Annotated in this window: 11 protein-coding genes; 5 read left to right on the top strand and 6 right to left on the bottom strand. The window is 54.9% G+C overall.

Annotation, left to right across the window (positions count from 1 at the left end; all coding sequences use genetic code 11):
* Window positions 1-20: 20 nt before the first annotated feature.
* The 6 genes from flhA to hypA all read right to left on the bottom strand — a co-directional run bounded on the left by flhA (window position 21) and on the right by hypA (window position 5,844).
* Complete coding sequence (gene flhA / locus CWS43_RS07050) at window positions 21-2,108, bottom strand: formate hydrogenlyase transcriptional activator FlhA (protein ID WP_369825849.1); 2,088 nt, start codon at window positions 2,106-2,108, stop codon at window positions 21-23.
* A gap of 118 nt (window positions 2,109-2,226) precedes the next feature.
* Window positions 2,227-3,249, bottom strand: coding sequence for a hydrogenase expression/formation protein HypE (gene hypE, locus CWS43_RS07055; RefSeq protein ID WP_101076204.1), 1,023 nt, complete (start codon window positions 3,247-3,249; stop codon window positions 2,227-2,229).
* Window positions 3,246-4,412, bottom strand: coding sequence for a hydrogenase formation protein HypD (gene hypD, locus CWS43_RS07060; RefSeq protein ID WP_101076205.1), 1,167 nt, complete (start codon window positions 4,410-4,412; stop codon window positions 3,246-3,248). The genes hypE and hypD overlap by 4 nt, the downstream gene beginning before the upstream one ends.
* Complete coding sequence (gene hypC, locus CWS43_RS07065; protein WP_101076206.1) at window positions 4,412-4,690, bottom strand: HypC/HybG/HupF family hydrogenase formation chaperone; 279 nt, start codon at window positions 4,688-4,690, stop codon at window positions 4,412-4,414. The genes hypD and hypC overlap by 1 nt, the downstream gene beginning before the upstream one ends.
* On the bottom strand, window positions 4,681-5,469 hold the full coding sequence (gene hypB, locus CWS43_RS07070) for a hydrogenase nickel incorporation protein HypB (protein ID WP_101076207.1): 789 nt from the start codon (window positions 5,467-5,469) through the stop codon (window positions 4,681-4,683). Before hypB ends, hypC begins: the two co-directional genes overlap by 10 nt.
* Before the next feature lie 30 nt (window positions 5,470-5,499).
* Window positions 5,500-5,844 carry a hydrogenase maturation nickel metallochaperone HypA gene (hypA, locus tag CWS43_RS07075; protein ID WP_101076208.1) on the bottom strand — a complete coding sequence of 115 codons (345 nt, stop codon included), beginning with the start codon at window positions 5,842-5,844 and terminating at the stop codon, window positions 5,500-5,502.
* Window positions 5,845-6,191: 347 nt separating this feature from the next.
* On the opposite strand from hypA, the gene hycA reads away from it, so the two are divergent.
* From hycA to CWS43_RS07100, 5 genes are all read left to right on the top strand, one after another.
* Window positions 6,192-6,659 (top strand): formate hydrogenlyase regulator HycA, encoded by a 468-nt coding sequence (hycA, locus tag CWS43_RS07080; RefSeq protein WP_101076209.1) that lies wholly within the window; start codon window positions 6,192-6,194, stop codon window positions 6,657-6,659.
* A gap of 148 nt (window positions 6,660-6,807) precedes the next feature.
* Window positions 6,808-7,434, top strand: a complete 627-nt coding sequence (locus tag CWS43_RS07085) for a 4Fe-4S dicluster domain-containing protein (protein WP_101076210.1) — start codon at window positions 6,808-6,810, stop codon at window positions 7,432-7,434.
* Window positions 7,435-7,436: 2 nt separating this feature from the next.
* Window positions 7,437-9,338, top strand: a complete 1,902-nt coding sequence (locus CWS43_RS07090; RefSeq protein ID WP_101076469.1) for a proton-conducting transporter membrane subunit — start codon at window positions 7,437-7,439, stop codon at window positions 9,336-9,338.
* Between the two features lie 10 nt (window positions 9,339-9,348).
* A complete protein-coding gene (locus CWS43_RS07095; RefSeq protein ID WP_101076211.1) occupies window positions 9,349-10,302 on the top strand; it encodes a respiratory chain complex I subunit 1 family protein in 954 nt (317 codons plus the stop codon).
* A 44-nt stretch (window positions 10,303-10,346) separates the two neighbouring features.
* Window positions 10,347-12,071 carry an NADH-quinone oxidoreductase subunit C gene (locus CWS43_RS07100; RefSeq protein WP_101076212.1) on the top strand — a complete coding sequence of 575 codons (1,725 nt, stop codon included), beginning with the start codon at window positions 10,347-10,349 and terminating at the stop codon, window positions 12,069-12,071.
* Window positions 12,072-12,075: the final 4 nt, after the last annotated feature.

Below are 12,075 nucleotides of genomic sequence, written 5' to 3' on the forward strand. Positions count from 1 at the left end.
GGGATTTCGGGCTGTGTGCCTCAGTGTGCTGCGATGCCTAACTTCTTCATGCGCGAAAGCAGCGTTGTTCGTTTTAACCCCAGACGCTGCGCTGCGCCACGAGGCCCGGCCACCACACCGTTGGTTTCTTTGAGTACCTGAAGAATATGCTCACGCTCATCTTCTTCGCTCAGTTGCGGTGCGGGAGCGCTTTCAGGCACGGAAGCCACAGCGGCGGATTGTGACATCGGTAAAGGATAATTCAGTTCAGGAAGTTGCAGATCCAGAACCGTTCCGCGGGTCAGAAGCACGGCGCGCTCAATCACATTTTCCAGTTCACGCACATTGCCCGGCCACGGCATGCGGCTTAGCAAACGCAGGGTATCCGCCGGAATGCTGTCGATGGTACGTTTCATCCGTTTTGCTATTTTATACGTGAGGAATTTCACCAGTTGCGGGATGTCTTCCGGGCGTTCACGCAGCGGAGGGATCACAATCGGGAAGACATTAAGCCGGTAATAAAGATCGCTACGAAATTCTTTGTCCGCCACCATTTGCCGTAAGTCACGGTTGGTCGCGGCGATCATCCGGACATTCACTGAAATCAGCTTGTTTCCCCCCACCCGCTCAAATTCCTGCTCCTGCAAAATACGCAGCAGTTTAGGTTGCAGTTCCAGCGGGATCTCCCCAACTTCATCCAGGAACAACGTGCCTTGATCTGCCAGCTCAAAACGCCCCATGCGCTGAGCCGTCGCACCGGTAAACGAGCCTTTTTCATGACCAAACAGGTCACTTTCCATCAGCCCGGCGGGCATTGCTGCGCAGTTCATTTTCACCATGCGCTGGTCGCGGCGATCGCCAAGGTTATGGATCGCGCGGGCGATCAATTCTTTACCCGTTCCTGTTTCCCCGAGGATCAGCACCGAGCAATCACTTTTCGCAACGATCTCAACCTGTTTCAGCACTGCTGACATGCTCGGGCTGCGCCCGACAATGTCGCTGAAATCCGGATTATTGCTGTTGATTTGCTCGGTCAGATACAGGTTTTCGTGTTGCAGCTTTTCTTTCAGGCTTTTGATTTCCTGATAGGCCAGCGCGTTGTCCACGGCAATCGCAATACGCTCGGCGATTTGCTGCAAAACCCGCAGGTTGGCGGAATTGAAGTTATCCGGCTGGCACTGCGCCAGTTTGAGCACGCCCAGCGTTTTATGCCCGAAACGCAGCGGCAGGATGCACAGCGTTTTGGTCTGGTCGCGCCACAAAAGCTGGAACAACGTGCTTTCATCACATTCCAGCGCTTCTGACGGGCGCACGTTGGTCAGCAGCATTTCACCGTTTTTCATGACCTGCTGCTCAAGTGAGCCAGCCAGCGTCATGCGCGACTGTTCGCGCTCGGCAATATGTGTCTGGACGTAATGGGTCGCGTAAACGCTCGCCTGTTCGCTGTCCTTATCAGCATCAGACAACACAATACTGATGGCGTTGATGTGGAAGAAATGGTGGATCGTTTTGGCGATTTCGCCCGTCAGTTCATCCAGATCGAGCTTAGAAAGCACGGCATTGGTGATATCTACCAGAATGCGAAAATCATCCCGCTCATGGCGCAACATGGATTGCTGAAATAACGCATTCTCCCGCAGCTGAATTTGCTCAACCGCAATGGCAGCCAGCATGCAGAGTTCCTGCAGGCCATTTTTGTCCTCTTCACTGAACGGTGTCGCATGTTGGCGCATAAATTCGCAGCCCCCCAGCAGACCGGAGGAGGCCAGCAAAGGTACCAGACAATAATCGGTAAATGCCGGGTACAGGTTAAGCGCAGCCAGTTGCGGATAGCGAAGATGCAACGCTTCACTGCGCCAGATCTGCGTTTTAGGGTTATTAAGCAAGGTATGCACCGGCCCGGTCGCCAGCAGGGTTTCATCTTCATAGCTGACCGGTTGGTGATGGGGATCGATTCCATAAAAACTGACACGTTCGCTGTTATTGTCAAACAACACCAGCGTGACAGCCTCTGCAATACCGGCACTCTGAACCACCTGGGTCAGGGTCTCCAGCAGCGATGTCATGGTCTGTTGCAGCAGCAGTGTGCGCGTCAGTTCCAGTAATCCTTTGTGTTTTGTGGTGCTCATTGTTGCACTCTGCATAGCGTTGGCTCTGGATAGGCTGGGTTCTTAGAAATAAAAATCTTAAAGTGAAGGCGATAAAGAAAAGTCTACCCCTTTCGTAGCAATCAGCCCCCTGACGAGATCAACAAATTCGGGGTAATGGCTCCGCATGTGGCAACATTAGCTGGCGGGAAACCCCCAGCGCACCGCGTAAACACACCTGAGGATTTTCAGTGACCTCACCGATGGTCGCCGCATCGCAACCCAGCGGATGACTGCGCAGCAATTTCAGCACGGTCTCTTCCATCTGTGCAGACACCACCACCACCAGTTTGCCCTCGTTCGCAAAATTCAGCGGCTCCAGCCCCAGCAGCTCACAAATCCCCCGCACCGCCGGTTTCACCGGCAGCGCATTTTCGTCAACAGAAATCCCAAACCCGCTGGCTGCACGAAATTCATGCAAAATGGCATTCACCCCACCCCGCGTGGCATCCCGCAAGGCATGTACGCCGGGAAGCGCCCGCAGTGGCGCAATCATCGGTGCCAGCACGGCGCAGTCGCTTTCTACGCCGAGATCCATCCCCAGCTTTTCGCGAAGATTAAGAATAGCGGCACCGTGATCGCCGAGGGTGCCGCTGACGATCACTTTGTCGCCCGCTTCAATCGTGCTGGCAGCCCATTTCACCGCCGTCGGGATCACACCGATTCCAGCCGTATTAATAAAAATCTTATCCGCAGCACCACGCTGAACGACCTTGGTGTCACCGGTCACAATCGCAATACCGGCGTCCCGCGCAGTCTGCGCCATGGCACTGACAATGCTGTGCAAATCCTCAAGCGGCAGCCCTTCTTCCAGAATAAACCCACAGGAAAGGTAGGCGGGTGTCGCGCCACTGACGGCCAGATCGTTGGCCGTTCCGCACACCGCCAGTTTGCCGATATTTCCGCCGGGGAAGAAAATGGGATCAATCACGTAACTGTCGGTGGTGAATGCCAGGCGATCGCCCTGAGCACTGAGGCTGGCAATAGACAACCGCGCGCCATCTTCACGTTCGTTGAGCCACGGATTATCGAAAGCACTCAGAAACATTTGCTCAATCATCTGCTGCATCGCGCGGCCACCGCTGCCGTGTGCCATGGTGACGACTTCTTTACGATCACTCATCCTGCCATCCTCTGTTGTTCATTTTTTTGCTGCGGTTGCGCCACGGACTCCATTTCCTGATGGCGGTACTGATACCACGCCGCGCAGGCCCCTTCAGATGACACCATCAGCGCACCGAAGGCGTTATGCGGCGTACAACCCGTACCAAACAGCGGGCACTCATGGGGTTTACAGCGCCCGGTCAGGACTTCACCACAGCGGGAGCGTGGATCGTCGGCAACCGACTGCGCCTGTGGCCTGAACCGCAGCTCGGCGTCAAACGCCGCATAGGTTTCCGTCAGGGAAATACCGGATTCTTCGATAAGCCCCAGACCGCGCCATTCACTGCTGCCGGCGAGCCTGAACACTTCACGCATCGCGCTCTGTGCCAGCAGATTACCCTCTTCGGGCACCACGCGACGGTACTGATTTTCCGTTTTACACGATGCCTCGCAAACTTGTTCTACCAGCATCAGCACGCTTTGCAGCATATCCAGCGGTTCAAAACCACTGATCACCAGGGGCTTGCCGAACTCTTCATTAATGAAATGATAAGGCGCAGTGCCGGTGACCATGCTGACGTGCCCGGGGGCAAGAAAAGCGTCGATGCGGACATCGTCTTGTTGCAGCAAACTGCGCAAGGTAGGCATCAGGCTGATGTGCTGGCAAAACACACTGAAATTATTCATGCGTTCACGCCGTGCTTGTTGCAGCGTAACCGCAGTGACCGGCAGCGTGGTTTCAAAACCGAGGGCAAAAAATACCACCTGACGTTGTGGGTTTTCGCGCGCCAGTTTCAGCGCATCCAGAGGGGAATAGACCACGCGCACATCGGCGCCACGTTCGCGCGCCTGTAGCAACGAGCCTTGTTTTCCCGGCACGCGCAAAGCATCGCCAAAGGTGCAGAAAATAACATCGGGGTGTGCCGCAATTTCACAGCAGGCATCGATACGCCCCATCGGCAATACACAAACCGGGCAGCCCGGCCCGTGAATAAATTCCAGCTGTGGCGGCAGCAGTTTATCCAGGCCAAATTTGAAGATGGCGTGAGTATGGCCGCCACACACCTCCATAATCTGCATCGGTTTTTCTGCGGAAAACGGCAACAACGCCGCACGCTGATGCAAACGTTCAATCAGCGTTTTAGCCAGTTGCGGATCCCGGAATTCATCAACAAAACGCATTATCTTGCCTCTCCTGCGCCCAGGAACATGGCGACATCGGCTTCCACTTCCTCCATCGCGTGCAATGCTGCCAGCGTTTCCTGCGCTTCCTGCTCATCGAGTTTGCTCAGGGCAAAACCGACGTGGATTAACACCCAGCAGCCAATCAGATCTTCGCGCTTACCGTCACACACCAGAGCAATATTGACTTCACGGCGCAGGCCGCAGACCTCAGCCCAGGCGTGATCGGCCTGCTGTTCATGCAGCGCAACAATTTGTCCCGGAATGCCTATGCACATCGTTGTTGCTCCAGCCAGGCCAGCCACTGATCCATACCTTCACCCGTGGTCGCTGACAGCTGGATCACGTCAATCTGCGGGTTAACCTGCCGCGCATTGGCGATACAGGCTTCGACATCAAAACTGAGGTAGGGCAGCAGGTCGATTTTGTTAAGGATCATCAGGCGCGATGCTGCAAACATATGCGGATACTTCAGCGGTTTATCTTCACCCTCTGTCACTGACAACACTGCTACCTTGTGCAACTCGCCAAGATCAAAACTCGCCGGGCACACCAGGTTGCCGACATTTTCGATAAACAGCAGGCTGTTGTTATTCGGTGACAACTGGTGCAGCGCGTCGTGCACCATCTGCGCATCCAGATGGCAACCCTTCCCGGTATTCACCTGGATCGCCGGGACACCTGTCGCGCGGATCCGGTCAGCATCATGGGTGGTTTGCTGGTCGCCTTCTATGACTGCGCAGTCAAAATATTGTACCAGCCGGTTCAGGGTGCTGGTCAACAATGTTGTTTTGCCAGAACCCGGGCTTGAGACCAGATTCAGCGCGAGAATGCCGGCGGCGGCAAAGTGCTCACGGTTGTGTGCGGCAATATGATTATTCTTTGCCAGAACATCCATTTCGATGTCGACCAGACGGCGCGGTGCAAACGGCAAACCGTGCGAATGGCTGTGATCATGCGAATGATCGTGAGAATGATCGTGAGAATGATGAGAGTGTTCGCTGCTGACGCCTTCAATGCGAAGCTCGCCGCTGGCACAACCACAGGTACTGCACATAACTTTCTCCCTGGGCATCCTGGACGCCCGTTATTCGATTTCGATACGTTTAATTTTCATTCCATCATCGGCAACAACCCGCAAATTACGTCCGCCACATTGCGGGCACAACAATACGGCAGGGCTGAGCAAAGTGATGTGCTGCTGACAGGTGTGACACCAACTTTCCGCAGCAGGCGTATCCAGATACAGCGCACAACCTTCAGCTAACGTTTCGCGGCAAGCCAGCTCAAAACAAAATTGCACGGCTTCCGGCTCAACGCAGGAAAATGCGCCAATTTCCATCCACACAGCCGTAATTTTCCGGGCATTATTTTTCTGTCCAAATTGCTGCATTATTTCCACCGCATTCTGGCACAACGTAATTTCATGCATTATTTCCCCTCCGTCAGGAAATCAATAAAGGGAGAGTAGCAATATTAATGCCAGAATTTTTTGACACTATTCAAATGAGGATAAAAAAACGTGACGAAATAAGATCGGCACCCGCGTCATATCTGTCGAAATAAGGTGTCATCGACATGTCATTCATTTCAGTACCAGATATCCGCCCACAGATAAATCAAACGTAACTCATTGATTAAATTTAACATGCTACAGAGAAATCATTATTGGCACGCTTTATGCCAATAGAACCCCATGCGCCGTATTTTCGTCATCCACATCTTCGGAAAAGAGGACGAAATTGGCACCTACGCACAACTCAATAACGGGTAATGATTATGAGCACTCTCAGCGAACTGACCAGTAAAGCAGACTATATTGCCAGCAAAAATAGCCATCTTAAATCCCAGTGGCGCACGTACCAGAACAGCCTGACCCAGGCCGTAACAAACTCAAATAAAAAGATAAATCATGAATTCAGCTGTGGCGAGGAACAGGATATTCGCTTCACACTATTCAATCACTTTACTGTCAGTATCCACCTGAGTGATGACTTCTACAGCCAGGATATCATCTACAGCCTGAACATGGCGCACACCGGTGAAGACCCCGACTTCAGAGCATTTGCCCACGCCACCCTGAGTGAAGAAGGCAAAGTGGACAGCACTGTGGATATTCGCGATAAAAATGCCGTCATGGAGCATTACCTTAATAAAATATCGGCGATTTATCAGTGCATTTTTGATTCACTTCAAAGTAATCAGCCTATTCATTCTCAACTTGAGAAATTGCTCAGTCACGTCTGATACATATCCGGAAATACATTATTACTTCGGCATACCGTAAATATTTTTGAATGCCGTTTTTTTTACTGGGTTCAATTCCGACATAAATGTCGAAATGTCAATTTAAGTGCCGATTTCGTCACCTTTGACGAAATACCGAGGAGACTTCATGAGTCGCGTAGCCGCCATGAATCAATATGTGATAGCCGACCCGAAACTCTGCATCGGCTGCAATACCTGCATGGCCAGTTGCTCGCAGGAACATCAGCGCCACGGCTTACAATCTGCACCCCGTTTGCAGGTGATGCGCAACCGTCTGGCTTCCGCTCCGGTGATGTGCCATCAGTGCGAAGACGCGCCATGCGCGAAGGTTTGCCCGGTGAACGCGATCACCCATGAAAACGGGGCTATCCATCTGAACGAAAGCCTTTGCGTGAGTTGCAAATTGTGTGGAATTGCCTGTCCGTTTGGTGCCATCACTTTCTCCGGCAGTACTCCGCTGGATATTCCCCGTGACTGCAATACGTCAAAAGCCCTGCCAGCGCCTCGTGCTCCGCGCGGCATCAGCCCGTTTCTGGACTGTGTACCAGGGCTGCGCGCAGTGGCGGTGAAATGCGATTTGTGCAGCTTCAGCCCGGACGGGCCGGCATGCATAAAAACCTGCCCGACGCAGGCGATTACGCTGGTGACGGCCAGCCTGTCAGAGCAGGCCAGCCAGCAAAAACGTCTCAATGCCATGAACGTATTTTCTGACGGACTGACGGCATTCCCTTCCTCTGATAAGGAAGCAAAATGATGATGATTTTATTTGCTTTGCCCCCTGCGCCATTGCTGACGCTGGCACTGTTAGTCTGGTTACTGAGCGGGATCGCCGGATGGATCCTGGCCGGTGCAGCGAGAGTGAGCAGCCTGATTTCAGGTCTGGGCGGCATACTTGCCTCGGCAGCCGTCATTTTGGCTGCGACCCGGATATTGCAAAGTGGGACATCCGTCACGCTCGTATTGCCCGTATTGCCTTTCACCGCAGAACTCAGCCCGCTGAATGCGCTGCTGTTACTGGCGATGTCGGTGACGGCCCTCTTCAGCAGCCTGTATGCCTGTGCATGGCTGGCAAATGCGCATCAGCGTAAACGCGCCCGCACGGGTCTGTTATGTAATCTCTTGCTGGCAGCACTGAGCGCAGCGGCGATATCCGCCAGCGCAACTGAGCTGATCCTGATGATGGAAATGGCCGCGCTATGCGCCTATTTCATGATCGTGCAGGCAGATGATGTAAAAAGCCGCCGCGCCGGGCTGAATCAGTTTTTGTCTGGCCGCCTCGGCACGGTTTGCCTGATTCTGGCGTTTGCCCTGCTGCATCATGCGGGTGGCAGTCTGAGCTTCGATGTATTGCGACATACACCGTTTACGACGGGTATCCGGTCTGTGGCGTTCCTGCTGGCGCTGGCTGGTTTTGGGTTGTACGCCGGGATTATTCCGCTGCATGCCTGGGTTCCCCAGTCGCATTCCAGCGCACCCGCACATGCCGCAGCCCTGTTCTCTTCCACACTGATGAAAATCGGCATCATTGGCATCTTAAAAGTCGGTCTGGATCTGCTCGGAGTACCGCCACTCTGGTGGGGACTGGTGGTGTTGCTTCTGGCAATCCTGACCGCGTTTATCGGCGGCTTGTACGCACTGATGGAACACGATATCCGCCGGCTGCTGGCGTATCACACGCTGGAAAACGTCGGGATTATTCTGCTTGGCATTGGCGGCGCAATGGTCGGTGTCGCGCTAAATCTGCCCGTACTGGCGTCCCTCGCGCTGCTGGCAGGTTTGTTCCACCTGTTCAACCATGGCCTGTTTAAGACAGCGTTATTCCTCGGTGCCGGTGAAATAGAAATGCAAACCGGTATTAAGGACATGGAAAAACTGGGTGGCCTTGCGCGTCTCATGCCGTGGACTGCCGTAGCCATGCTGATTGCACTGATGTCTATGGCCGCTTTACCGCCGCTAAACGGCTTTGCCAGTGAATGGTTACTGTACCAGTCGCTGTTCCAGCTCAGCGCCAGCCATGTGTTTATCGCCCGCTTAGCCGGACCGGTGCTGGCCGTCGGCCTGGCACTGACCGGCGCACTCGCGCTGATGTGCATAGCGAAGGTGTTTGGCGTCACTTTCCTGGGTGCACCACGTTGCCAGGCGGCGGCAGACGCAACGCCTGCCCCACTGGCAATGACGTTGAGCAGCGTGTTGCTGGCTTTTCTTTGCGTGATTTTCGGTATCGCCTCGCCGTGGATTATCCCTCACTTTGCCGCCGTTGCCGCTTCAGTGCTGAATATCCCTGCTTTGCAGGCCGCGCAAAACGGCGCGGCATTGACTCCGGTCTCTGCAGTTTCTGCGCCGATGGTCGCGATTTTACTGCTGGCGATGCCGTTAGTGCCGTGGGTTATTGCCGGTGTGTTACGCGGTGCCCGCCTGCCAAACCGTTTGCGCGGAGAGGCCTGGGCCTGTGGTTACGGCCATTCCGCCGACATGGTGGTGACGGCCACCGGTTTTGCTCAACCCCTGCGCGTTATGTTTGCACCGCTTTACCGCCTGCGTCAGCGCGTAACGCCGGATGCGCTGGTGGGTGCATTACATCAGGGTTGGCTGGGGGCTTTTTGTCGCCGTCTGGCTTTCATCGAACTGGCCGTGTTGCTGGTCGTGGCTTTTGCCTGAGGAACTGATTATGAACTTTCCCTACCTGCTTGCCGGCTCACTGTGGCCGCTGGCACTGATACAGGCGGTGGCGCTGCTGGCCGTCGCCCCGCTGTTTGCCGGGATAAGCCGCGTATTACGAGCCCGGATGCATAACCGGCAGGGGCCTGGCGTTTTGCAGGAGTATCGCGATATCGCCAAATTGTTCAAACGCCAGAGTGTGGCACCGGCGGCGTCCGGCGTGGCGTTTCGCAGCATGCCGTATCTGCTGACCGGTGGATTACTGGTGATTGCCACGGCCCTGCCGATGGTGACGCTGGCCTCGCCAATGGGGGCGGCGGGTGATCTGATCACCGTCATCTATCTGTTCGCCGTCGTGCGTTTTGTTTTTGCCATTGCCGGGCTGGATACCGGCAGTACCTTCACCGGTATTGGTGCCAGCCGTGAAGCCGTCTTAGGCGTACTGGTCGAGCCGATTCTGTTGCTCGGTCTGTGGATCGCCGCGCTGGTGGCAGGTTCCACGTCACTGGGGGCGATTTCTGCCCGCGTCCTGCACTGGCCTCTTTCCTCTTCATTAACCCTCGTTCTGGCAGGTCTGGCCTGTGCTTTTGCCACTTACATCGAAATGGGCAAATTGCCCTTCGACATGGCAGAAGCCGAGCAGGAACTCCAGGAAGGCCCGCTGACCGAATATTCCGGTGCGGCGCTGGGCGTGCTGAAAATCGGCATCAGCCTGAAACAGCTGGTTGTTCTGCAACTGTTTCTCGGCCTGTTCTTCCCGTTCGGTATGGCGACCAGCCTCACCCCTGTCGCGCTGCTGACCGCCGTGGTGCTTTGTCTGGTGAAATTACTGATCGCCGTTTTTCTTGTCGCCCTCATCGAGAACAGCGTCGCGCGTTTACGCTTTCTTAAAACTTCCCGCACCACATGGGCGGGGTTCGGTCTGGCGTTTCTGGCACTGGTTTCCTGGCTGGTCGCGGGCTGACCTGACATTTTTCTTATCCCGCTGCGGCGGGAAGAGGCTTTGCAATGAGTGAGTTCAATACCGCATTAAATCAAAACCCGGTCGGCAAACATTATCTGGCCGCGCTGGCGAAGCAGTTTCCGTCAGCCATTTTAGGCAGTGAATGGCAGACCGACACCCAGGCCACAGTGACCATCAAACTGAACGCACTGCCGGAAGTCGTCGAATGGTTGTATTACCAGCAAGGTGGCTGGCTTTCCGTGCTGTTCGGCAATGACGAACGCACACTGTGTGGCAACTACGCGCTGTATTACGTGCTGTCTATGGAAAAAGGCGTGAAGTGCTGGATCACGGTACGTACTGAAGTGGATCCGGTGTCTCTGGAATTCCCGTCGGTGACACCGCGCGTCCCGGCAGCCGTCTGGGGTGAACGCGAAGTGCGTGATATGTATGGCCTGCGCCCGGTCGGATTGCCCGACGAACGCCGTCTGGTGCTGCCAGACGACTGGCCTGACGATTTGTATCCGCTGCGTAAAGATTCGATGGATTATCGTCAGCGCCCTGCGCCGACCACCGACGAGGAAACCTACCCGTTTATTTCCGAAGCCAAAGAAGGCAGCAAAATAGTGCCGATCGGCCCGCTGCACGTCACTTCTGACGAACCCGGACACTTTCGTCTGTTTGTCGACGGTGAAGACATTATTGACGCCGACTACCGCTTGTTTTACGTGCACCGCGGTATGGAGAAGCTGGCAGAAACCCGTATGGGTTACAACGAGGTCACCTTCCTGTCTGACAGGGTTTGCGGCATCTGCGGTTTCACACACAGCGTGGCCTATACCTCATCCGTTGAGAACGCAATGGGCATTGTTGTGCCGGAACGCGCTCAGATGATCCGTTCCGTGCTGCTGGAAGTGGAACGTCTGCACAGTAACTTGCTAAACCTCGGGCTGGCCTGCCACTTTGTCGGGTTCGACTCCGGCTTTATGCAGTTTTTCCGCGTACGCGAACAGTCCATGAAGATGGCGGAAATCCTCACCGGCGCCCGTAAAACCTACGGAATGAATCTGATTGGCGGCATGCGCCGGGACATCCTGAAAGACGACATGATCCAGACCATTGCGCTGGCTGGCAGCATGCGGCGTGACCTTAACGAGCTGGTCGATATTTTGCTCAGCACGCCAAATACCGAACAACGCAGCGTGGGTGTCGGCATTCTTGACCCGCAGGTAGCTCGCGATTTCAGTAATGTCGGCCCGATGGTGCGCGGTAGCGGCCACCGGCGTGATATGCGTCAAGATCACCCGTATGCAGGTTATGCGAAATTACCCTTTGAGCTGTGCAGCGAAACCGGTAACGACGTTTATTCACGCCTGAAAGTGCGTATCCGCGAGGTGTTCAACGCGCTGGATATGATTGAGTTCGGCCTGCAAACCCTGCCTGGCGGCCCGCTGGCCGTAGAAGGTTTTCAGTATATCCCGCACCGTTTCGCACTTGGTTTTGCCGAAGCACCACGAGGTGATGATGTGCACTGGAGCATGACGGGCGATAACCAGAAGCTGTTCCGCTGGCGTTGCCGTGCGGCGACCTACGCCAACTGGCCAACGCTGCGCTACATGTTGCGCGGTAATACGGTGTCTGATGCGCCACTGATCATCGGCAGTCTCGATCCTTGTTATTCCTGCACCGACCGCATGACAGTGGTTGATGTGCGTAAGAAAACGACCCTCGTCGTGCCTTACAAAGAGATCGAACGTTACGGCATCGAACGTAAGAATTCGCCGCTTTAAGGAG

It is taken from the genome of Rahnella sp. AA, assembly GCF_002834385.1.
Classification (GTDB): domain Bacteria; phylum Pseudomonadota; class Gammaproteobacteria; order Enterobacterales; family Enterobacteriaceae; genus Rahnella.